Annotated in this window: 20 protein-coding genes and 1 riboswitch; of the genes, 16 read left to right on the top strand and 4 right to left on the bottom strand. The window is 71.9% G+C overall.

Features of this window, described 5'->3' with window-relative positions; translation table 11 throughout:
* Positions 1-339: 339 nt before the first annotated feature.
* Both ABZ795_RS19680 and ABZ795_RS19675 read left to right on the top strand, forming a co-directional pair.
* Positions 340-1629 carry a choice-of-anchor B family protein gene (locus ABZ795_RS19680; protein ID WP_357531385.1) on the top strand — a complete coding sequence of 430 codons (1290 nt, stop codon included), beginning with the start codon at positions 340-342 and terminating at the stop codon, positions 1627-1629.
* Positions 1626-2552: a hypothetical protein gene (locus ABZ795_RS19675; protein WP_357531384.1), complete on the top strand. Its 927-nt coding sequence runs from the start codon at positions 1626-1628 to the stop codon at positions 2550-2552. The genes ABZ795_RS19680 and ABZ795_RS19675 overlap by 4 nt, the downstream gene beginning before the upstream one ends.
* 89 nt (positions 2553-2641) lie before the next feature.
* Here ABZ795_RS19675 and ABZ795_RS19670 read toward each other — a convergent pair whose 3' ends face one another.
* Positions 2642-3088, bottom strand: coding sequence for an SRPBCC family protein (locus tag ABZ795_RS19670; protein WP_327024643.1), 447 nt, complete (start codon positions 3086-3088; stop codon positions 2642-2644).
* Positions 3089-3275: 187 nt separating this feature from the next.
* Here ABZ795_RS19670 and ABZ795_RS19665 point away from each other — a divergent pair, with 187 nt between their 5' ends.
* The 4 genes from ABZ795_RS19665 (at position 3276) to ABZ795_RS19650 (ending at position 8240) form a co-directional block, all read left to right on the top strand.
* Entirely contained in the window at positions 3276-4625 is a 1350-nt protein-coding gene (locus tag ABZ795_RS19665) for a GH1 family beta-glucosidase (protein ID WP_357531383.1), read from the top strand.
* On the top strand, positions 4622-5893 hold the full coding sequence (locus ABZ795_RS19660) for an MFS transporter (protein ID WP_357531382.1): 1272 nt from the start codon (positions 4622-4624) through the stop codon (positions 5891-5893). The genes ABZ795_RS19665 and ABZ795_RS19660 overlap by 4 nt, the downstream gene beginning before the upstream one ends.
* Before the next feature lie 15 nt (positions 5894-5908).
* Complete coding sequence (gene gltX / locus ABZ795_RS19655) at positions 5909-7318, top strand: glutamate--tRNA ligase (RefSeq protein ID WP_327024639.1); 1410 nt, start codon at positions 5909-5911, stop codon at positions 7316-7318.
* A 271-nt stretch (positions 7319-7589) separates the two neighbouring features.
* A complete protein-coding gene (locus ABZ795_RS19650) occupies positions 7590-8240 on the top strand; it encodes a hypothetical protein (protein WP_357531381.1) in 651 nt (216 codons plus the stop codon).
* Between the two features lie 17 nt (positions 8241-8257).
* Here the strand turns inward: ABZ795_RS19650 and ABZ795_RS19645 are convergent, their stop codons facing one another.
* Positions 8258-8635 (bottom strand): hypothetical protein, encoded by a 378-nt coding sequence (locus ABZ795_RS19645; protein ID WP_357531380.1) that lies wholly within the window; start codon positions 8633-8635, stop codon positions 8258-8260.
* A 183-nt stretch (positions 8636-8818) separates the two neighbouring features.
* Here ABZ795_RS19645 and ABZ795_RS19640 point away from each other — a divergent pair, with 183 nt between their 5' ends.
* From ABZ795_RS19640 to ABZ795_RS19615, 6 genes are all read left to right on the top strand, one after another.
* Entirely contained in the window at positions 8819-10048 is a 1230-nt protein-coding gene (locus ABZ795_RS19640; protein WP_357531443.1) for a helix-turn-helix domain-containing protein, read from the top strand.
* Positions 10049-10126: 78 nt separating this feature from the next.
* Entirely contained in the window at positions 10127-11101 is a 975-nt protein-coding gene (locus ABZ795_RS19635; RefSeq protein WP_357531379.1) for an ACP S-malonyltransferase, read from the top strand.
* Positions 11098-12042, top strand: coding sequence for a beta-ketoacyl-ACP synthase III (locus tag ABZ795_RS19630; protein ID WP_357531378.1), 945 nt, complete (start codon positions 11098-11100; stop codon positions 12040-12042). Before ABZ795_RS19635 ends, ABZ795_RS19630 begins: the two co-directional genes overlap by 4 nt.
* 84 nt (positions 12043-12126) lie before the next feature.
* The gene (locus tag ABZ795_RS19625; RefSeq protein ID WP_013735281.1) at positions 12127-12366 is read left to right on the top strand and encodes an acyl carrier protein; all 240 of its coding nucleotides are present in this window, start codon (positions 12127-12129) and stop codon (positions 12364-12366) included.
* Between the two features lie 2 nt (positions 12367-12368).
* Complete coding sequence (gene fabF, locus ABZ795_RS19620) at positions 12369-13595, top strand: beta-ketoacyl-ACP synthase II (RefSeq protein WP_327024634.1); 1227 nt, start codon at positions 12369-12371, stop codon at positions 13593-13595.
* 157 nt (positions 13596-13752) lie between these two features.
* The gene (locus ABZ795_RS19615; protein ID WP_357531377.1) at positions 13753-14403 is read left to right on the top strand and encodes a lipoprotein; all 651 of its coding nucleotides are present in this window, start codon (positions 13753-13755) and stop codon (positions 14401-14403) included.
* A 26-nt stretch (positions 14404-14429) separates the two neighbouring features.
* Here the strand turns inward: ABZ795_RS19615 and ABZ795_RS19610 are convergent, their stop codons facing one another.
* Complete coding sequence (locus tag ABZ795_RS19610; protein WP_357531376.1) at positions 14430-16172, bottom strand: glycoside hydrolase family 3 N-terminal domain-containing protein; 1743 nt, start codon at positions 16170-16172, stop codon at positions 14430-14432.
* Between the two features lie 88 nt (positions 16173-16260).
* The gene (locus tag ABZ795_RS19605; RefSeq protein ID WP_327024631.1) at positions 16261-16752 is read right to left on the bottom strand and encodes a DUF3145 domain-containing protein; all 492 of its coding nucleotides are present in this window, start codon (positions 16750-16752) and stop codon (positions 16261-16263) included.
* A 311-nt stretch (positions 16753-17063) separates the two neighbouring features.
* On the opposite strand from ABZ795_RS19605, the gene ABZ795_RS19600 reads away from it, so the two are divergent.
* The 4 genes from ABZ795_RS19600 (at position 17064) to ABZ795_RS19585 (ending at position 22101) form a co-directional block, all read left to right on the top strand.
* Positions 17064-17393, top strand: a complete 330-nt coding sequence (locus tag ABZ795_RS19600) for a hypothetical protein (RefSeq protein WP_327024630.1) — start codon at positions 17064-17066, stop codon at positions 17391-17393.
* Between the two features lie 200 nt (positions 17394-17593).
* Positions 17594-18508 (top strand): alpha/beta hydrolase, encoded by a 915-nt coding sequence (locus tag ABZ795_RS19595; protein WP_357531375.1) that lies wholly within the window; start codon positions 17594-17596, stop codon positions 18506-18508.
* A gap of 98 nt (positions 18509-18606) precedes the next feature.
* Positions 18607-20718, top strand: coding sequence for an AAA family ATPase (locus tag ABZ795_RS19590; RefSeq protein ID WP_357531374.1), 2112 nt, complete (start codon positions 18607-18609; stop codon positions 20716-20718).
* A gap of 184 nt (positions 20719-20902) precedes the next feature.
* A riboswitch (cyclic di-AMP (ydaO/yuaA leader) is annotated at positions 20903-21038 on the top strand.
* Between the two features lie 4 nt (positions 21039-21042).
* Entirely contained in the window at positions 21043-22101 is a 1059-nt protein-coding gene (locus tag ABZ795_RS19585) for a hypothetical protein (protein WP_357531373.1), read from the top strand.
* Positions 22102-22181: the final 80 nt, after the last annotated feature.

The following is a 22181-nucleotide window of genomic DNA, read 5'->3' as shown; positions in this document are numbered from 1 at the left end:
CCGGGCCCGGCGCTCCGCGCCGGGCCCGCCCCTTTTCCCCCCAACCCACCCCGCTGAACCCCCGTTGATCATGAGGTTGGCGGCAGTTGTTGATCTCCACGGTGCCGCCAAGCTCATGATCAACGGGGTTCAGAGGGGTGGGTTGGGGGGTGCAGCCAGAGGGGGTGGTATGACGTAGGTGGTATTGAAGGTGGGTGTTGTCTGTAACACGGGTGATTCAGACTCATCGATAGGCGTTGCTCTCCTTGGGCAGGGGTCGGTCCGGTGGACATTCCGTCGCGCCGTCTCACCGTCGGCCCGGACGCCACCGACGCCTCGGCGCGACGGGAGGGAGTGCACATGCGAAGTGTCCGGATCGGCCTGGCTCTGGCCGTCGGCGCCCTGGTGGTGTCGATGGTGGGGCCGGGCTCACCCTCGGTAGCCCATGATCCCGCTACCCCCGCGGGGCGGGCCTCGGCTCAGGAGTTCATGGCCCAGCGTGAACCCACCCAGCAGATGGTCGCCGCCGCGGCGACCGCCTGCACCAACGGTCAGGCGGCGGGCTACCCCTGCCGCAACGTGGACCTGTTGTCGTTCATGCCGCTGGCCAACATCGGCGGCAGCCAGGCGAACGACATCTGGGGCTGGACCGACCCCCAGACCCGCAAGGAGTACGCGCTGGTCGGCCGGCGCAACGGCACCTCCTTCGTGGACGTGTCCAACCCGAGCGCCCCGGTCTACCTGGGCAACCTGCCCGCGTACCAGAATCGCACCGCGGTGTGGCGGGACATCAAGGTCTACCGCGACCACGCGTACGTGGTGGCGGACGTCTCCGGGCACGGCATGCAGGTCTTCGACCTGACCCGGCTCCGGGGGGTGACGAGCCCGCAGACCTGGACGGCGGACGTCCACTACAGCCGCTTCGGCAACTCCCACAACATCGCGATCAACGAGCAGACCGGATACGCGTACGCGGTGGGCACCAACACCTGCAGCGGCGGCCTGCACATGGTCGACATCCGGACCCCGAAGTCCCCGGTCTCGGCGGGTTGTGTCAGCAACGACGGCTACACCCACGACACCCAGTGTGTCGTCTACCGGGGGACGGACACCGCGTACACCGGTCGGGAGATCTGTGTCAGCTCCAACGAGGACACGGTGACCGTCGTCGACGTGACCAGCAAGTCCGCTCCCCGGCAGCTGGCCCGCATCGGCTACACCGGTCGGGCGTACACCCATCAGGGTTGGTTCACCGAGGACCAGCGGTACTTCCTGCTCGACGACGAGTTGGACGAGTCCCGGCGCGGGGTGACCACCCAGACCTACATCTGGGACCTGGCCGACCTGGACGCCCCCCGGCACATCGGCACCTACAGCGCGCCCAGCGGGGTCTCCGCCACCGACCACAACCAGTACGTCAAGGGCAGGTACAGCTACCAGGCCAACTACCGGGCCGGATTGCGCATCCTGGACCTGGCTAACGTGTCCAGCGGCCGGGCCACCGAGGCGGGTTACTTCGACATCTACCCGTCGAGCAACAGCGCGTCGATGAACGGGGCGTGGAGCGTGTACCCCTACTTCCCCAGCGGCATCGTGGTGGTCAGCGGCATCGAGCAGGGGCTGTTCGTGTTGCAGCCCCGGTTGTCGTGACCACGACCGATCAGCGGTCGGCGACCCTGGCCGAGATCGTGGACGGGGCGCCCCAGCCGGGGCGCCCCGGTCCCGGGGAGGCACCGGGGGGCCGGGTCGGCCGGTACGCCGCCGCCGTCCTGGTGCTGGGCCTGACCCTGGCGGTCGGCTTCTTCGCGGGCCGGGCCGGCGGTACTACCGGGCCGGCCCGGCCGGCGGCGGCCGGGGCCCTGGCCCACGCTGATCATGGGCCCGGCGGGCTGGAGGTCTCCCGGGACGGCTGGACCCTGACCGTGGACCAGGCGAAGCTGCGCGCCGGCAAGCCGGGTGAGCTGGTCTTCCGGATCACCGATTCGCAGGGTGGCGCGCTCACCGACTTCCAGGTGGTCCACGACCGGCCGCTGCATCTGATCCTGGTGGGCCGGGACCTCGGCGGATATCAGCACGTGCATCCGGAGATGTCGCCGGACGGCACCTGGCGGGTCACGGTCACCCCGGCCACCCCCGGCCCGTTACGGGCGATCGCCGACTTCTGGCCGGTCGGGGCGGCGGCGGGCACCACCCTCGGCATCGACCTGCCGGTTCCCGGTCGGTACGCCGCCGAGGAGCTTCCCCTGCCCGAGGAGACCGTGCTGGTGGACGGCTACACCATCACCCTGGACGGGGGCCTGCGGGCCGGCGAGTCCAACCAGGTGCTGGTCTGGCTGGGCCGCGACGGGCAGCCGGTCAACGACCTGCAACTGCACCTGGGGGCGTACGGGCATCTGGTGGCGCTGCGCCAGGGGGACCTGGCGTACCTGCATGTGCACCCGGCGGCGGCCAGCCAACCCAGCTCGGTGGTGGCCTTCGGGATCACCGTGCCCTCGGCGGGCACCTACCGGCTGTTCTTCGAGTTCCGACATCTCGACGAGGTACGGGTAGCCGCCTTCACCGTGGTCGTGTGAGTACCGGCCGCAAAGCGGTGGCGGCCCGGGTGCACCTGGCAGGAACACCGGGGCCGCCACCGTCGCGGGTGACGCCAGGACGTGGCCGGTCAGCCGACGGCGGCCAGGTCGGTCAGCCGGGCCAGCGAGTCCTCCAGGTCGGCGCCGACCCGACGCAGGCCGAGGCGCAGCAGGGCGGCTTTGACCGGACCGGCCGGCCAGCGTACGACGATCAGCCGCACGATGGTGCCGCCCGCCTCCTCGTCTGCGGTGAGCTGGACGTATATCTCGGTGCGCGCCTCCGCTCGGGCACCGGCGCCCTTCGCGCGTTCTCGCCAGCCGATCAGGGTCGGTTCCTGGTAGGCGATCACCTCGGCCTCATGCGCGGCACCCCGGCCGGCCTGGACCAACTGCCGCCGTCCGAAGCCCTCTCCGGAGAGGACCTCGGCCGCCCGGACCCCGGCCAACCAGGCGGGCAACTGCTCGGCCCGCTGCACCACATCCCAGACCGCTTCGACCGGCGCCGCCACGTGCGCGCTGCGTTCCACGAGGATCATTATCCGTCTTCCTCCAGTGAGGACATCCCACGATATCGGCACTCTATGCGTCAAATCGGACGTATGCGGACGTGTTCGCAAAAGACACGCCGAAAGGTATTGCTTTCCCATGCACGTCGGCCTATAGACCCGCGCCCCGTCGAGCCCTAGAGTGCCGAACACGTTTCGCGTTTCTCCGGGAGGGCGCATGTCGATTGCAGCTATGCCCAGCTTCCCCACCGGCTTCCGCTGGGGGGTGTCCACATCGGCGTACCAGATCGAGGGCGCCGCCGGCACGGACGGACGCGGACCCTCCATCTGGGACACTTTCGCGGACACCCCGGGACGGATCGCCGACGGCAGCAGCGGCGAGATCGCCTGCGACCACTACCACCGGTACCCCGAGGACATCGCCCTGATGGCCGACCTGGGGGTGAGCGCCTACCGGTTCTCGGTGGCCTGGCCCCGGGTGCAGCCCACCGGCAGTGGCGCGGCCAACCCCGCTGGACTGGACTTCTACGAGCGGCTGGTCGACGGGCTGCTCGACCGGGGCATCGACCCGGTAGCCACCCTGTTCCACTGGGACCTGCCGCAGGCCCTGGAGGACACCGGCGGGTGGCTGAACCGGGACACCGCTGACCGCTTCGCCGAGTACGCCGACCTGGTGGCCGACCGCCTGGGCGACCGGGTCAGACTCTGGATCACCCTGAACGAGCCCTTCATCCACATGAGCCTGGGCTACGGCACGGGCGAGCACGCACCCGGCCGGGCCCTGCTCTTCGACGCCTTCCCGGTGGCCCACCACCAACTGCTCGGCCACGGTCTGGCGGTAGCCGCCCTGCGCGCCCGGACCGCCGCCCCGGTCGCCATCGCCAACAACTACTCCCCCATACGCCCCGCCGGGGACACCCCGGCCGACCTGGCCGCCGTGGCCGCGTACGAGGCCCTGCACAACCGGCTGTTCACCGATCCCCTGCTCGGGCGCGGATACCCGACCGAACTGGGCTTCGACCAGAGCGCGGTCCGCGACGGGGACCTGGCGGTGATCGCCGCCCCCCTGGACGTGCTGGGGGTCAACTACTACAACCCCACGGCGGTACGGGCAGCCGAGCCGGGATCGCCCCTGCCCTTCGACCTGGTGCCGCTTCAGGGCTACCCGCGTACCGCCTTCGACTGGCCGGTGGCCCCGGAAGGGCTGCGCGAACTGCTCGGCTGGCTGCACGGTCGCTACGGCGCCGACCTGCCCCCGATCCAGATCACCGAGAACGGCTGCGCCTACGACGACCTGCCCGACGCCGACGGGCGGGTGCACGACCCGGACCGGATCGCCTACCTCGACTCCCACCTGCGGGCGGTACGCGCCGCGATCGACGACGGGGTAGAGGTCACCGGCTACTTCGTCTGGTCCCTGCTGGACAACTGGGAGTGGGCCGAGGGTTTCACCAAACGCTTCGGTCTGGTGCATGTCGACTACCCCACCCAGCGGCGTACCCCGAAGTCCTCGTACGCCTGGCTGCGTGAGGTGATCGCGGCCGCCGAGCGGACTCCCGCCCGGTGACCACCATCGACCCCACCCCGGCCTCGCTGCCGGCCGCCCTGGCCGAGCCGACCGTGCCGGTACGGCGGGGCTGGACCGCCCTGCTGTTCGCCGCGAACCTCGGCGTCTGGATGGCCTTCTTCACCCCCATCCAGGTGTTGCTGCCCCAGCAGATCGAGCAGATCACGCCGACCGACAAGGAGACCATGCTGGCGGTGGTCACCGGGCTGGGTGCGCTGGCCGCGGTGCTGGCCAACCCGCTGGCCGGAGCCCTGTCGGACCGGACCTGCCTGCGGATCGGCCGCCGGGAGTACGGTCGCCGACACGTCTGGACCCTCGGCGGTGCCCTGCTCGGGGCGTTGTCCCTGGTGCTGCTCGCCCAGGCGCAGACCATGCTCGGCGTGGTCGTCGGCTGGATCGCCGCGCAGACCTGCTTCAACGCGATGCTGGCCAGCCTGACCGCCGCCGTACCGGATCGGGTGCCGGTGGCCCAGCGGGGCGGGGTCTCCGGCTGGGTAGGCATCCCCCAGGCCCTCGGGTTGGTGCTCGGGGTGGTGCTGGTCACCGCCGTGGTCACCGGCAACGCCGCCGGCTATCTGGCGATCGCCGCCGCCGTGGTGCTGCTCGCGGTGCCGTTCACCCTGCGCACCACGGACGATCCCCTCCCGCGTACGCGTCGACCGACGTTGCGAGGGCTGCTGGCCGGCATGTGGGTCTCGCCGCGCCAGCATCCCGACTTCGGTTGGGCCTGGATCACCCGGTTCCTGGTGCAGCTCGGCAACGCCCTGGGCACCCTCTACCTGCTGTACTTCCTCACCGACAAGGTGCGGCTGGCCGATCCCGACGGCGGCCTGCTGATCCTGATCCTGCTCTACACCGCCGGGCTGATGGCCACCACGGTGGTCGCCGGGCGGCTGTCGGACCGCTCCGGCAAACGGAAGGTCTTCGTGATCGCCGCCGGGATGGTGATGGCGGTGGCGGCGCTGCTGCTGGCCGCCGTGCCCACCTGGCCGATGGCCCTGGCCGCCGCCCCCCTGCTCGGTGCCGGTTACGGCGTGTACCTGTCGGTCGACGCCGCCCTGATCACCCAGGTGCTGCCGAAGGCCGCCGACCGTGCCAAGGACCTGGGGGTGGTCAACATCGCCAACTCCGCACCCCAGGTGCTCGGACCGGCCATCTCCGCCCCGATCGTGGTCTATCTGGGCGGCTACCCGGCCCTGTACGCGATCACGGCCGCAGTGACCGTCCTCGGCAGCGTGCTGGTGCTGAAGATCCGCTCGGTGCCCTGACGGTAGGCTGTCGTCGTGACGGTACGTGTGCGCTTCGCCCCATCCCCGACCGGTATGTTCCACGTCGGCGGTGCCCGCTCGGCACTGCAGAACTGGATCTACGCCAAGCAGCAGGGCGGGGTGTTCGTGCTGCGCATCGAGGACACCGACGCGGCCCGCAACAAGCCCGAGTGGACCGAGGGCATCCTGTCGGCCCTGGACTGGATCGGCATCTCCCGGGGCAGCTACGAGGGCCCCTACTTCCAGTCCGCGTACGCTCAGGAGCACCGCGCCGCCGCCGCCCGGCTGTACGAGTCCGGCCGGGCGTACTACTGCGACTGCACCCGGGACGCGGTGCAGGCCCGCACCGGCAACCAGTACACCGGCTACGACGGCTACTGCCGCGACCGGGACCTGGGGCCGGGTGAGGGCCGGGCCCTGCGGTTCCGCACCCCGGACGAGGGCACGACCGTGGTGGTCGACCTGATCCGGGGCGAGCCGACCTTCGAGAACAAGCTCATCGAGGACTTCGTCATCGCCCGTGGTGACGGCTCGCCGGTCTTCCTGCTGGCCAATGTCGTCGACGACATGACCATGGGGATCACCCATGTGATCCGGGCCGAGGAGCACCTGCCCAACACCCCCAAGCAGCAGTTGCTCTGGGATGCCCTCGGGGTCAAGCCGCCGGTCTGGGCGCACGTCCCGGTGGTGGTCAACGAGAAGCGGCAGAAGCTGTCCAAGCGCCGCGACAAGGTGGCCCTGGAGGCGTACCGGGACGAGGGCTACCTGGCCGCCGCAATGCGCAACTACCTGATGCTGCTGGGTTGGGCACCCTCCGGGGACCGGGAGATCGTGCCCTGGTCGGTGATCGAGGAGGAGTTCCGCCTGTCGGAGGTGAACCCCTCACCGGCTTTCTTCGACGAGAAGAAGCTGCGCGCCTTCAACGGCGAGTACATCCGGGCGCTGCCGGTCGAGGAGTTCATCGAGGCCTGCCGGCCGTGGCTGACCGGCACCGGCACGATCGCGCCGCCGCCCTGGCAGCCCGAGGAGTTCGACCCGGCCGTCTTCGCCGCGGTGGCCCCCCTGGCCCAGACCCGGATCGCGGTGCTCAGCGAGATCGTGCCGAATGTCGACTTCCTGTTCCTGGCCACCCCGATGATCGACGAGGCGGCCTGGACGAAGGCCATGAAGGAGGGCTCCGCGGAGTTGCTGGAGGCGAGCATCGCGGCCTTCGAGGCGGTCGACTCCTGGGACGCGGAAACCCTCAAGGCCACCTTGGAGGCCGTCGGTGCGGAACGCGGCCTCAAGCTGGGCAAAGCCCAGGCGCCGGTACGGGTGGCCGTCACCGGCCGCACGGTCGGTCTGCCGCTGTTCGAGTCCCTTGAGGTGCTGGGCGCCGAGCGCACCCTGACCCGGTTGCGGGCCGCCCGGTTGCGCCTGGTCTAGCCGGCACCGGCACCCCCCGGGTTGCCGGGACGGGTTATCCTGCCTGCATCACCGGCCACGGCACCGGTAAATCCGCCCACTGCTCCACGGCCGCTACCATGCCGAGTCGAGATCGCAGATAGTCCAAATAAGTGTTCCACCGGCTGCAACCGATCGACGTTCGGCGGAGTCTTTAGGTGGGTACCCGTCCTGCGGGCACGGTCACCACCGCCGGCTTCCGGCGAGTGACCCCTGCAGCGGAGCCACCCATCGAACGGGGCGAGGAGGCGGCATGGTCCGACGGATGAGGCGACTGGCCGTACTGACGGTGGGTGGGTTGGCGGCGCTTCTGCTGTCCCTCACGGTCGCACAGCCGGCTCCGGCGGCACCGAAGTCGCCGCCGGCCGGGGTGGACATCACCGGGGACGGTCTCGCCGAACCGTTGCGACTGCGCGCCGAGCAACAGCCCGACCAGGTCAAGGCCATCGTCGACCAGGTGAGCCCCCGAGCGCTGGTACGCCAGTCAAGCAGCCCGAAGAAGGCCACCCTGGGTCCGAAGTACACCGTCGTGGTGCTGGCCGGTGACGTGCCCAAGCAGACCTACGACCTCTACCCGAAGGCGGTCGGCGGGCCCCGGGTCTTCCGTCCGGCCAAGCAGCCGGACTCCCGCAAGACCACCGCGGCCTGGTTCCTCGGACGGGTCAGCATGTCCGAGACCCTGCGCGCCGTCGGGGTGCCGCTGGAGCGCACATTCGAGTCGGTCAGTGGGGGCATCGGCGGGGGCGAACGGATCATCCCGGAGGAGGCCCTGAACCCGGCGCAGGACCTCAACGAGGCCTTCGGCGATCTGCGCCGCCTCCTGCTGCTCAACGTCGCCGTGGTCCTCGTGATCACCTTCGGCCTGGCCGGCATCGCCCTGCTGGTCCGCCGCCGCACCCGCTGACCGCAGCGTCCAGGTGATCAGCACCAGCGTCGGGGCGGGCGTTCCCGTCGGGTGGTGCGGCGGGCCGGGCGTACCGGGGCGTGCCGGTGGGCGCCGGCCCAGCCCGGCCGCTCGCTGAGGCACCCGGCAACGGTCGACTCGACCGACTCGACCGGCTCAACCGGCGGTTCGGCGGCCCGTTGCCGGGGCACCACCGGCTCGGCCGGGCCGGGTCGTACGGCACCCGGCTCCTCGTCACCGCGCTCCGGGGTCCAGCCGGCGTGCGGCTCGGCCGCCGGGGTGAGACCGGTCGGTCGGCGGTGATGGTGATGCTTGCCGGTCATCGGCTGTTCGTGAGTGCCCGGTCGACTCGGCTCCTCCTGAGCGCAGCCGTGTTCGGCGTCCCCCTGCGCCATCGGCTTCTCCTCACCTCTCGCCCGCACGCCGGTGCCCACCCGACGTGTCCTGACACCGTACTGGCCGATACCGACCGCCCACGCACCGCGTACCGGGTTGACCAGCCGGGACGCCTGCCGGCGGCTGCCGTAGAGGGCCAGTTCAGGACATGTCAGGCTAGGCGGGTGAGCGAATCGGGCGGGATGGAGCTGTCGGCCACACTGCGCCGGATCGAGCGGGCGGCCGGCTCCCTGGCCACCGCCAGCGTGGCCCGAATGGACGAGACCCTGCCCTGGTTCCGGGCGTTGCCGGCCGACCAGCGCTCCTGGGTGATGTTGGTGGCCCAGGCCGGCGTCCGCTCCCTGGTGCAGTGGCTCTGCTCGGGCGCCGGTGCCGGGGAGGGCACCCAGGAGGTCTCCGACGAGGTGTTCGCCACCGCCCCGCAGGCGCTGGCCCGCTCGATCACCCTCCAGCAGACCGTGGCCCTGATCAAGGTCACCATCGACGTGGTCGAGGAGCAGGTCAGCGAGCTCGCCGCCCCGGGTGAGGAGCCGCAGCTACGGGAGGCGGTGCTGCGCTTCTCCCGGGAGATCGCCTTCGCCGCCGCCCGGGTGTACGCGCGGGCGGCGGAGTCCCGTGGCTCCTGGGACGCCCGGTTGCAGGCCCTGCTGGTGGACGCCCTGTTGCGCGGTGACTCCCCGGACGTGCTGGCCAGTCGCGCCGCGGCCCTCGGCTGGACGGACGCGCCACCGGTGGCGGTGGCGGTCGGCACCTCCCCCGGCGGCGAGGTGGCCGCCGTGCTGCACACCGTCTACCGCCAGGCGCGGCGCATCGGGGTGGAGGTGATCGGCGGGGTGCACGGCGACCGGCTGGTGATCGTGCTCGGCGGCGCGGCCGAACCGGTGGCGGCCACCGCCAAGCTGCTGACCGCCTTCGGCCCGGGGCCGGTGGTGGTGGGTCCGGCGGTGCCTAGCCTGGACGAGGCCACCGAGTCGGCGCGGGCGGCTCTGGCCGGTTACCGCGCGGCCCCGGCCTGGCCGGCCGCCCCCCGCCCGGTGCCCGCCGGTGACCTGCTGCCGGAGCGGGCCCTGGCCGGTGACGCGGAGGCCCGGCGGCGGCTGCGTCACGACGTGTACGCGACCCTGGTGCGGGCCGGCGGTGAGCTGCTGGAGACCCTGGACGCCTTCTTCGCGGCGGGCGGCACCCTGGAGAGCGCCGCCCGGTCGCTGTACGTGCACCCGAACACGGTGCGCTACCGGCTGCGGCGGATCTCCGATGTCACCGGGTTCAGCCCGCTGATCTCCCGGGACGCCTTCGCCCTGCGGGTGGCGCTGACGGTGGGTCGGCTGGACCCGGTGGTACCCACCCAGACAATGCCCCCGGCCGCCGGTAAAAGATCACAGGCTAGCGACGACAACCACCAACCTTTGTAGGATTCCTCCAAAGGTCCTAGTGCGGTTTGGTGTCAGTCGACACAGCGTTACGAGTGGCGATCCGGGAGAGTCATACACGTGCTAGCCGTACTCTGCCCCGGCCAGGGTTCTCAGAAACCCGGCTTCCTCACCCCCTGGATCGACCTGCCCGGCGCCGAGGCCCGGCTGCGGGAGTGGTCGACACTGGCCGGGGTGGATCTGGTGTGGCTGGGCACCGAGGCCGACGCCGACGAGATCCTCGACACCGCCCGCACCCAGCCGCTGCTGGTGGCCGCCGCGCTGCTGGCCGCCGAGCACCTGCCGCTGTCGGAGGTGGCCCTGACCGCCGGGCACAGCGTCGGGGAACTCGCCGCCGCCGCGCTGGCCGGCACCCTGCCGACCCAGGCGGCGATCACCCTGGCCGGGGTACGCGGCCGGGAGATGGCCGCGGCCTGCGCCCTGGAGCCGACCGGGATGGCCGCCGTGCTCGGTGGCGACCCGGACGAGGTGATCGCCGCGATCGACGGACACGGTCTGTACCCGGCCAACCGCAACGGCGCCGGTCAGATCGTGGCCGCCGGCTCGGTCGCCGGGTTGGACAAGCTGGCCGCCGAGCCGCCGACCCGGGCCCGGATCATCCGCCTCAAGGTGGCCGGCGCCTTCCACACCCCGTTCATGGCGCCGGCGGAGGCCGCGCTGACCTCGGTCGCGGAGGAGATCACCCCGAACGACCCCGCCCGGATCCTGTTGTCCAACCTCGACGGCGGTCCGGTCCGCGACGGCCGCGAGGTCCTGCAACGGCTGGTCCGCCAGGTCACCGCCCCGGTGCGCTGGGACCTGTGCACGGCCACCCTCGCCGACCTGGGGGTGACCGCGGTGATCGAATTGCCCCCCGCCGGCACCCTCGCCGGCATGGTCAAACGGGAACTCAAGGCCACCGGCGTCCCGGAGATCGTCACCCTGAACACCCCGGACGACCTGCCCGCCGCCAGGGACCTGATCGCCCGGCATGGCACGACCGCCAGCCAGAACGGGTCTCGCGACGAGACCGACCACACGGAGGGTTCGGCATGAGCGGCAGCAGGATCATCTCAATGGGTCACTACCAGCCGTCCCAGGTGGTGACCAACGACGACCTCGCCCAGTTGGTCGACACCAACGACGAGTGGATCCGCGACCGGGTCGGCATCGCCAGTCGGCGCATCGCCGGTGACGAGACGGTCGCCGACATGGCCGCCGCCGCCGCCGACAAGGCGCTGGCGAACTCCGGCCTGACCGCCGCCGACATCGATCTGGTCGTGGTCGCCACCTGCACCTCGGTCGACCGCAGCCCGAACGTGGCCTGCCGGGTAGCCGCCAAGCTGGGCATCCAGGCCCCGGGGGCCTTCGACCTCAACACCGCCTGCTCCGGTTTCTCGTACGCCCTCGGCACGGTCGATCATGCAATCCGGGCCGGTGCCAGCCGCAACGCCATCGTGATCGGGGCCGAGAAGCTCTCCGAGTTCATCGACTGGACGGACCGCTCCACCTGCATCATCTTCGGTGACGGCGCGGGCGCCGCAGTGGTCACCGCCACCGCTGAGGGCGAGGCGCCCGGGGTGGGCCCGGTGGTCTGGGGTTCGGTGCCCGAGCGCGGTGAGGCGGTACGCATCGAGGGCTGGCGCCCGTACATCGCCCAGGAGGGCCAGACCGTCTTCCGCTGGGCCACCACGGCGTTGGCGCCGCTGGCCCGGCAGGCCTGCGAACGGGCCGGGGTCGACCCCTCGGAGCTGGCCGCTTTCGTGCCCCACCAGGCCAACACCCGGATCATCGACGGCATCGCCAAGCGGCTGAACATCCCGCAGGCGATCATCGCCAAGGATCTCGTCGAGTCCGGCAACACCTCGGCGGCCAGCATCCCGCTGGCCCTGTCCAAGCTGGTCGAGCGCCGTGAGGTGCCCTCCGGCGCGCCGGTGCTGCTGTTCGGCTTCGGTGGCGGTCTGACCTACGCCGGTCAGGTCGTCCGCTGCCCCTGATACGACCTCGGCGCGTCGTCGCCGAGGAGCTAGGCGGCGGCGTCGCCGCCGCCGAGGAGAACCCGATGAGAGGAACCCACCGCAATGACCCGTGACGAGATCACCGCCGGCCTCGCCGAGATCCTCGAAGAGGTTGCCGGGGTGAGCCCGGACGACGTGGCCGAGGGGAAGTCCTTCACTGACGACCTGGACGTCGACTCGCTCTCCATGGTGGAGGTCGTGGTCGCCGCCGAGGAGAAGTTCGGCGTCAAGATTCCGGACAACGAGGTGCAGAACCTCAAGACGGTCGGGGACGCCGTCAGCTACATCGAGGCGCAGTCCTGATCATGAGTCGTTCCGACGTCGTCGTCACCGGGCTAGGCGCGACCACCCCGCTGGGCGGGGACGTCGCGTCGACCTGGGACGCCATGCTCAACGGCCACTCCGGGGTGAGTGCCCTCACCCAGGAGTGGGCCGAGCAGTTGCCGGTCCGGATCGCCGCCCAGCTCGCGGTCGATCCGGCCACCGTGCTGGACCGGGTGAAACTGCGTCGGCTGGACCGTTCCGAGGCGATCGCCCTGATCGCCGCCCATCAGGCCTGGGCCGACGCCGGCCTGGCCGACTCCGCGCCCGACCCGGAACGGGTGGGGGTCAGCATCGGCTCCGGCATCGGTGGGGCGGTCACCCTGCTGGCCCAGGACGACATCCTGGAGGCCTCCGGCCCGCGCAAGGTCTCCCCGCACACCGTGCCCATGCTGATGCCCAACGGTCCGGCCGCCTGGGTGGGGCTGGAACTCGGGGCCCAGGCGGGGGTGCACTCGGTGGCCAGTGCCTGCGCCACCGGCGCGGAGGCGATCGCGCTGGGTCTGGACATGATCCGGGCCGGGCGCGCCGACGTGGTGGTGGCCGGTGGCACCGAGGCGGTGATCCACCCCCTGCCGATCGCCGGTTTCGCCTCGATGCGGGCCATGTCCACCCGCAACGACGAGCCGCAGCGGGCCTCCCGGCCGTGGGACAAGGGTCGGGACGGGTTCGTCCTGGGTGAGGGCGCCGGCATCGTGGTGCTGGAACGCGCCGAACATGCCGCCGCCCGGGGCGCCCGGGTGTACGCCCGGCTGGCCGGTTCCGGCATCACCTCGGACGGGTACGACATCGTGCAGCCGCACCCCGAGGGTGCCGGAGCGATCCGGGCCATCGAGAAGGCCATCATCGACGCGGACGTCGCCAAGTCGGACATCGTGCACGTCAACGCGCACGCCACCTCGACCCCGGTGGGTGACCTGGCCGAGATCAAGGCCCTGCACCAGGCGCTGGGCGACCACCCGGTGCTGACCGCTACCAAGTCCATGTCCGGGCACCTGCTCGGTGCCGCCGGTGCGCTGGAGTCGATCGCCACGATCCTGTCGATCCGGGACGGCCTGGTGCCCCCGACGATCAACCTGGACGACCCGGACGACGGTCTGGACCTCGACGTGGCCACCAACAAGGCCCGGGAGATGTCGATCGAGGCGGCGCTGAACAACTCGTTCGGCTTCGGCGGTCACAACGTGGCGCTGATCTTCACTCGCGTCTGACCCGTCTCACCGTCACCCCTGTCGTCGCCGTCATGGCGACGGCAGGGGTTTCGTGTTGGCCCGCCCCGCCGGTCGCAAGCGCTGACGAACTTGACGGCGACGGACACTTTCGCTTTTGTTAAGCGCTTCGATAGATCAACAGCGGGGAGTGGACATCGTGGGACGATCCCGGTTCGTGCTGGCGGCGCTGGCCATCGGGCTGCTCGCCGGCTGCGGCGGCGGTGAGCAGACCGACTCCGGCGAGCAGCCCGGCGGCAGCGCGACGGGTGCGCCATGGCACGACGAGGTGGCCTCGGCCACGGCGAGCGGAAAGGTCGGCGCCGGTGCGCCCTGTCCGCTGCCGGTGACCTTCGAGCTGGCCGACGGGTGGCGGGCGAAAGAGATCAAGACCGCCGACCCCGGCGACGAGGTGGCCGCCGCCGTGGCCGAGGCGTTGACCCGACGCGGCGGCTCGACCGTGCGCTGCGAGGTGGACGGCCGCGCTGTCGTGTCGGGCTTCCTGCGGGTGTGGACGGCCGATGACGCGGACCTCCCGGTCCGGCAGGCGTTGGAGGCGTTCGTCGCTGCCGACGGGAAGGTGACCGATCCGCAGTACCGCCAGACCCAGGTCGGCGGCCTGGAGGTGGTCGAGGCTAGTTGGCTGAGCCATCGGGAGTTGCTCGACGAGGACATCCGGGAGTGGGCGCTGGCGGTCCGGACCGGTGCGGCGACGGTGCTGTTGGAGGCCAGCAGCACGAGCTTCGGTGACCCCCTCGACGTGCTGCCCGCGTACCGGCTGGCCCGCGACACGCTGACCGCAGCCCCCTGACCGCAGCGCCCGGCCGGATCGTGGCGTCAGCCGGCGCAGGTGGTGGCGGGTAGTCCGGAGACCTTGACCGGGGATCGCCCCTGGGGTCGGGCCTTGCCGGCAAGCACCTCGGCCAGGGCCTCCATCGCGGCCCGGCTCGACGAGTAGGTGGCCAGCAGGGTCGGTGACTTCGCCTGACCGAGCACGTACGGGGTGTCCATGGCGACCGTGACCGCCGCGTCGGCCCGCAGGTCCCCGGCCCGGTCGCCGTACCCGACCAGGTGGACGATCGTGCCGCCGCTGGGCACCACCGGCACCCCGGCCTCGGTCAGCGCCTTGGTCAGGGCGGCCCGGGTGTGTGCCCGGCCGTCGGAGGAGGTCACCGTGACCGGTCCGGGTATCACGGCCTGGTCGCACCGGCCGCGCAGCACGGTCACCGCGGCGGCGGCCAGGGCCCGTGCCGCCGCCCGGTGCTCCGGGGTGGCCAGGGCGGACAGCTCCGGTGCGGGAGCCCCGGACAGGGTGAACTTCATGGTCAACACCCGGGTGACGGCCTCGACCAGTCGGGCCCGGGGCAGCGAGCCGTCCCGCAGGGCCGCCAGCAGCCCGTCGTAGGCCTGGCTCACGTTCGGTGGCATGAGGATCAGGTCGTTGCCGGCCTTCAGGGCGCGTACCGCGGCCTCCCCCGGCCCCCAGCGGCGGGCCGGGGGCATGTTCATGCCGTCGGTGATCACCACTCCCTGGAAGCCGAGTTCCCCGCGCAGCACCTCGGTGAGCAGCTTGTGCGAGAAGGTCGCCGGCACCCCGGGGTCCACGGAGCGGACGTCCAGGTGGGCGGACATCACGGCCAACGCCCCGGCCTCGATGCCGGCGGTGAAGGGGGGCCACGCCTGCGCCGCCAGCTTCTTGCGGGACTGGCTCAGCACGGGCAGGTCCCGGTGGGAGTCCTCCGCGCTGTGCCCGTGCCCGGGGAAGTGCTTGACGGTGGCGGCCACCCCGGCCGCCTGTAGCCCGCGTACCGCCCCGCCGACCTGCGCCGCCGCCCGTTGCGGGTCCGCGCCGAAGGACCGGGACCCGATCACCGCGCTGCGGGTGACCAGCACGTCGGCGACCGGCGCGAAGTCGACATTGATCCCCATCGCCGCCAGTTCGGTGCCGGCGACCCGCCAGGCCGCCTCGGTCAGGTCGGGATCACCGGCGGCCCCGGCGGCCAGGGCGCTGGGCAGCATGGTCACCCCTTCGGTGACCCGGGTGACCACCCCGTACTCCTGGTCGGTGCCGATCAGCAGGGGTGCCGGGGCGGCGGCCAGCTTGCCGGCGGCCTCGCGCAGCCCGGTGGTCAACTCCCGGACCTGCTTCGGGTTGTCGACGTTGGTGGTCGGCTGGTTGCCCTGGGTGGGATCGTCCGCGCTGAAGCCGACCAGGATCAGCCCGCCCAGCCGGTACTTCTCGATCATCTCGGCCGGGGTGTCCACCCCGGCCAGGGCCCGGTTGCCGGCCGCCGATCCGGCCGACACCTTGGTGGCCCGGTCGCCGTACGCATAGGGCATGAGCACCTGACCGACCAGGTCCTCGTCGGTGAGTTCGGCTACCAGGGCGGCGGCCCGGGCCGCCGGGTCCAGGCTCGCCGACGGCGCCGGCCCGCTGGACGAGGGCGCCGGTTCGGTCGAGCCGGGCGGGACCTCCACGCCGGGGCCCTGCCCGGGGTCGGAGCAGCCGGCCGCGAACAGCATGGTCACCGCGAGGAGCACGGCGACGACACGCCGAGGGGTAGTCGACACGCGGCCCATCCCACCAGGTGACCGGGGAGCGGGCAACTCGGCCTGGCCAGGACCGGCCGCCGGCGGACTTCCGCACCGCCGGCGGTCGGGGCCGGGCTCAGCCGACCCGGGTGAGCAGGGTCACCGGGGCACCGTCTCCGGCGTAGCGGTACGGCTCCAGTTCGGCGTCCCAGGCGGTGCCGAGCGCCCGGTCCAGGGCGTGCGCCAGGGCCTCGGGTCCCCGGGCGGAGGCCATGATGCTGCGCAGTCGGTCCTCGCCGAGTTGAATGTCACCGGCCGCGCCCACGGTGGCCCGGAACAGGCCGCGACCGGGGACGTGCATGAAGCGTTCACCGTCGGCACCCGGACTGGGTTCCTCGGTGACCTCGAAACGGATCATGGGCCACTGCCGGAGGGCAGCAGCCAGCTCGGCGCCCGTTCCGGGGCGACCGGACCAGCCGCATTCGGCTCGGCGGGCGCCGGGGTCGACGGGCTGGGCCGTCCATTGCAGGTTGACCGGCGCGGCAAGGACGCGCGCGATCGCCCACTCGACGTGTGAGCACACGGCGAGCGGGGTCGAATGGACGTATACGACGCCACGCGTTGGCACGGTGACCTCCCGGAGAGCGAGGTGCGTCTTCCCCTACGACCTCGCCCGCATCCGGGTGCTTGTTGCACACATGATGACTGGTGTGACGGATGGTGCGCCAGGGAATCGGCAAATCCGCCGGTCGGAATAGTCGAACCGGGGGCCGTGGTTCCATCTCGTGACGCCGTGATGACCAGCCGGGATCGCGGGTCGTGTACAGTTCCATCGGCGGCCTGTGCCGCGTAAGCCTCTCGTGGGGTCACCCATCGGGTGCCGCCCCGCAACAGCCCCCGGACGTTCCGTCCTCCGTACGTCTTGCAAGGAGTACCTCCGTGGCGAGCAACACCTCTAAGACCGCGCGCGCGTCAGTCCGGGCCGGCCAGGCTGGCCAGGGTGGCGCCCTCAGCGTGCTGGGCGAGTTCAAGTACCTGATCCCGCTCAACGGCGGCAAGCACGCCTACGTGCGGAACCTGACCAACGGCAAGACCGTGCACCTGCGCACCGACTCCGAGGCCTTCGTCGAGGAGATCCGGGTGCTGGCCGCCGCCGGGCACGCCGCCAAGATCCGGGCGGAGATCAACAACCTCAACGCCACCCACCCGGGCGACGGCTGGGACGCCGCCGAGAAGCGCCTGGTCGAGGCCGGTGTCTTCGAGGGCTGAGTCCCCTCACGTACCACCACGAAACGCCCGTCCGGTCTGCCGGCGGGCGTTTCGTCGTCTCCGGGGTCGGGCCCGTCCCGCCTCAGCCCGGTCGGCACCTTCTCAGCATCGTGGTTGGCGTGGTGTCATGGCGGGTAGCCGGTGTTACCACCGGGTATCCCCGGTGTCACGCAGCCACGCGGGCCTTGGGGGAGGTGGCGATGCCAGAGCGGGTCGAGGTACGAACTCCTGACGACGTACGCCTGCACGTGGAAGTCAGCGGGCCGGCGGAGGCCGAGGTCACCGCGGTGCTGGTGCACGGTTGGACCCTGGACGGCCGGAGCTGGCACCGACAGGTGGCGGCCCTGCGGGAGAACCACCCCTCGGTGCGGGTGGTCACCTACGACGCCCGCGGGCACGGCAGGTCCAGTTGCATGGCCCTGCCCACGGCCACCCTGGCCCAACTCGGTGACGACCTGGCGGCGGTGCTGGACGCGGTGTCACCCACCGGCCCGGTGATGCTCGTCGGCCACTCCATGGGCGGCATGACGATCATGGAGTACGCCCACCGGCATCCCGAGCACTTCGCGGGACAGATCGCCGGTCTGGTCTTCGTCTCCACCACCGCCGAGGGGCACACCCACACCGTCTACGGCCTGTCGCCCCGGATCACCCGGATCATCCGGTTGGCGGAGACCACCGGGGCCGGGGTGCTGGCCCGCTGCGGCTCCTGGCGGCCGCCCCGCCCCCTGCTGCGGGCCTTGCAGCCCAGCATCCGCTGGATGCTCTTCGGCGAGCGCTGTGACCCCTCGGACATCCGCCTGGTCACCTCGGCGGTGGCCCGTGCCTCGCTGCGCTCGATCGGCGGGTTCCGGGCCTCGATCGGTGACCAGCACCGGCTGGAGACCCTGGCCGCGTTGGCGCACCTGCCGGCCGCCGCCCTGGTCGGGGACAAGGACCGGCTGACCCCACCGCCCTGCGCGGAGTCGATCGCCGAGGCCCTGTCCGCGACCGAACTGGTGGTGTGCCCGGGGGCCGGCCACATGCTGATGATGGAACGCCCCGAGGAGGTCAACGAGGCCCTGTCCGGCGTACTGCGTCGGGTCCTGGGCGCCAGTTCCGTCCCGGGTTGTTGACAAAGGTCCCCTGCCCGAGAAGGTGCCCTTCCCTGCCCGTGGCGGGTGGGGCGTAATCTCGTGCGGTTGGCCGGGCGGCGGGACGAGGAGCACGAGCGGTGGATCAGAGCACCCTGGATCAGGAGATCGCCGTCGAGCAACGGCATCTCGACCGGGTGTACGCGCGACTGGCCGAGCTGCGGCGCGCGGCCGTCATCGCGGAGCGGGACGGCTACCGGCTGGCCCGGGTCGGCAACTTCGGCGCCCTGGTGGAACGCGACGCGATGGTCTTCCACGCCGCGCAGCGACGTCACCTGCTCGACGCGGAGTACGAGGGGCTGGTCTTCGGCCGGCTGGACCTGCGGGACGGCCAGGTGCTCTACGTCGGGCGGCTCGGCATCCGTGACGAGGACGCCAGCACCCTGGTGGTCGACTGGCGCGCCCCGGCCGCCGCGGCCTTCTACCAGGCGACCCCGGCCGAGCCCCTCGGGGTGGTGCGGCGCCGGACCATCCAGTCCAGCGGGGAACGGGTCACCCGGATCGAGGACGACCTGCTCGACCCGGACGCCGCACCGGCGGAGATGCCGGTGGTGGGCGACGGGGCCCTGCTGGCCACCCTGTCCCGGACCACCGGTCGGGGGATGCGCGACATCGTCGCGACCATTCAACGGGAGCAGGACGAGGCGATCCGCTCCCCCGCCTCCGGGGTCACCCTGGTCTCCGGCGGCCCGGGTACCGGCAAGACCGCGGTGGCCCTGCACCGTGCCGCGTACCTGCTCTACGCCGACCGCAGCCGGTACGCCGGGGGCGGCATCCTGGTCCTCGGCCCCTCCTCGGTCTTCGTCTCCTACATCGCCTCGGTGCTGCCGTCGCTGGGCGAGGACGCGGCCACCCTGCACTCCCTGGGCAGCCTCTTCCCCGGGGTGACGGCCACCCGGACCGACCCGCCCCGGGTGGCCACGATCAAGGGCTCGTTGCGGATGCGGCGGGTCCTGGAACGGGCCGTCCGGGATCCCGCTCCGGGGGTACCCACCCAGTTGCGACTGCTGTACCGGGGACAGTTGCTGCAACTGGACCGGGCGGAGCTGAACGCGATCTGGAACCGGGCGCTGCCGCGCGGCGCCCGCCGCAACGAGGTGCGCCGGGCCGGCTTCGACGGGGTACTGGCCGCGCTCTGGGCTCAGGCCCGTCGACTGGGCATCGGCGGGCTGCCCGAGCAGCGCGCCTTCGAGGACGAACTGATCGACCGCCCCGACTTCCGGGAGTTCCTCAAGGCCTGGTGGCCCCGGCTGCATCCCCGGCACGTACTCGGCTGGCTGGCCGACCACGAGCGGCTGCGTCGGTACGCCGGGGGCATCCTGTCCGGCGCAGAGATCCGGCTGCTGGCCGAGGCGTACCAGGGGCTGGCCACGGAGGGTCCGACGGTCGCCGACGCCGCCCTGCTGGACGAACTCGACACCCTGCTCGGTAAGCCGATGCGCCCGGCCCGGGCCAAGCGGGACCCTTTCCAGTTGGCCGGCGGGGTCCGGGAGTTGAGCACCTTCGCCGATCGGCAGCGGGCCGCCCGGCAGGCCGCCCGCGAGCGCCCGGAGGACTACCGGGACTACGCCCATGTGGTGGTCGACGAGGCGCAGGACGTCTCGCCGATGCAGTGGCGGATGATCGGCCGGCGGGGTCGGCTGGCCTCCTGGACGGTGGTGGGCGACCCGGCGCAGACCGCCTGGACGGGAGATCCCCAGGAGTTAACCCGCGCCCGGGACAAGGCCCTGGGACGGCGTCCGCGCCACCTGTTCACCCTGACCACGAACTACCGCAACTCGGCGGAGATCTTCGCGGTGGCGGCCGAGGAGATCCGTCGGGTGTACCCGGACCTGCCGCTGCCCACAGCGGTCCGCTCCACCGGGGTGGAGCCGATTCGACTGGTGGTGTCGGCGGCCGAGTTGGCCGGCCGGGTGGTGTCGGCCGCGCGCACCCTGCTGGACGAGGTCGAGGGCACCGTCGGGGTGATCACTCCGGTGCCCCGGCGGGCGGAGGTGGCGGGCTGGCTCGGCGGCCTGGGCGGCGATCGTCTCCAGGTGGTGACGAGCCTGGAGGCCAAGGGCATGGAGTACGACGGGGTGGTGCTGGTCGCCCCGAGCGAGATCCGGGCGGTGCCGGACTCCGGGGTACGCACCCTCTATGTCGCGCTGTCCCGAGCCACCCAACGGCTGACCACCATCGACTTCGGCTGAGCCCGCCCGGACACGCTGGGTACGGACACCCCGGTGACTGGTGTCACCAAGCGGGCATATTCGACACTTATGTCTGATTCTATGGTGAGCAGACGAATACCACGAGTCACACCGGCTGCACAGGTAACGGCAGTCCCGGTAGGCTCGGCTCCGGCCTCCGCCAGGCGGCACCCACCGGTGCCGGCGGTGGCCGCCGCTCAATCGCCCGCGAGGGCGAGCCGGGGAACCATGTTTTTCTGGGGTGCATCCGCGCACGCGCGGTAGGGATCTTCCGTCCCGAACCCGTCAGCTAACCCGGTCGGCGGCTGACGGAAGGACATGTGCATGCCAACAGTGGCAACCGCTAGACCGGCCGCCCGCACGGCGGCCCTGATCTGCGCGGCGCTCGCCCTGGCCGTGGGGGCCGCGCTGCTTCCCGGCCCCGCCGCAGCGGCGCCCGGCGATGTCGGCGACGAAGGCGGCACCCCGGCGCTGCGGGCCCAGTTGGAGGCGGCCAGCAAGGGGTACCTCGACGCCAAGGCCGCCCTGGACCGTTCGGTCAAGCGGCAGAAGCAGCTGGCCGGCCAGCTCACCGCCACCGAGAGCCAGCTCGCCGAACGCGGCAGCAAGGTGGCCGAGATCGCGGCCCAGGCCTACCGCTCCGGTCGGCTCAGCGCGGCGTCGGCCCTGCTCAACAGCGCCTCCCCGGCCGGCTTCATGGACCGGGCGGCGGCCCTGGACGCGGTGGCCGCCAACGAGGAGCGCGCCCTGGGTGAGCTGCGGGCCACCCGCGACGAGGTCAGCCGGACCAAGCAGGCGCTGGACCGGGAGGTCCAGGAGCAGCGCAAGCAGGTCGCGGTGATGGCCAAGCGCAAGGATCAGGCCGAGCGGGCCCTGACCGTGGCCAACGAGCGGGCCGAGGCCGCCCAGCGGGCCGAGCGGGCACCGACCCGGGCCGGTGGATCCAGCCCCCGGGCCGCCCCCGCGCCCCGCAACGCGAACGGCTCGTGGCCGGCGGAGTCGTGCACTGTCAACGACCCCACCCCGGCCAACGGCTGCATCACCCCGCGTACGCTGCACGCCCTCAAGCAGGCCAAGTCGGCCGGGTTCACCCGGTACGTCTCCTGCTACCGGTCGGGCGGCTCCGGCGAGCACCCCAAGGGCCGGGCCTGCGACTTCGCGGCGCAGAAGAACGGCTTCGGTGGGGCCGCCACCGGCGGTGACCGAACCTACGGCAACAACCTGGCGGCCTACTTCGTCAACAACGCCGACCGGCTCGCCGTGCTCTACGTGATCTGGTACAAGCAGATCTGGCTGCCCAGCAGCGGCTGGAAGACCTACAGCGGCGCGCGGGGCGATCCGTCCAGCGACCACACCAACCACGTACACCTGTCGGTGTACTGACCGATCCTCGCCACGACGCCGGGTGGGCATCCCCACCCGGCGTCGTCGTGTCCGCCCCGGCCGCTCGAAGATCCCTGTCC

It is taken from the genome of Micromonospora sp. NPDC047134 (genome assembly GCF_040643455.1).
Classification (GTDB): Bacteria; Actinomycetota; Actinomycetes; order Mycobacteriales; family Micromonosporaceae; genus Micromonospora.
Note: the sequence above shows the minus strand (reverse complement) of the source record. Positions and strands in the feature narration are given on the sequence as shown.